Origin of the sequence: Christensenella hongkongensis (genome assembly GCF_000981035.1) — a bacterium.
GTDB classification, from domain to species: domain Bacteria; phylum Bacillota; class Clostridia; order Christensenellales; family Christensenellaceae; genus Christensenella; species Christensenella hongkongensis.
On the sequence record NZ_LAYJ01000012.1, the window covers coordinates 1 to 287 of the forward strand.

The following is a 287-nucleotide window of genomic DNA, read 5'->3' on the forward strand; positions in this document are numbered from 1 at the left end:
ATCTGGAACAGGCTTGTGCCGTCCATGGAATTGACGCGGATGCTCTGGAAACAAAGCTGAACGCGTATCTTGCAGATAAATAAGGGACGATTGTTCCGCATTATAAATCAATTACTAAAGGAGAACAAAACAAATGGAAAAATATGTAGGCACAATCTGTGGCTATGTTTACGATCCCGAGGTGGGCGATCCGGATAACGGCGTTGCGCCAGGAACAAAGTTTGACGATATTTCCAATGACTGGGTATGCCCTGTTTGCGGAGCCGATAAATCGGCATTCGAGAAAG

At 45.6% G+C, this 287-nt stretch carries 1 protein-coding gene; it reads left to right on the forward strand.

All coding sequences use genetic code 11. The features are described 5' to 3' along the window. Positions 1 to 133 precede the first annotated feature (133 nt). The coding region (gene rd, locus CHK_RS15925) for a rubredoxin (RefSeq protein WP_082103312.1) at positions 134 to 287 on the forward strand (154 nt) is incomplete at its 3' end.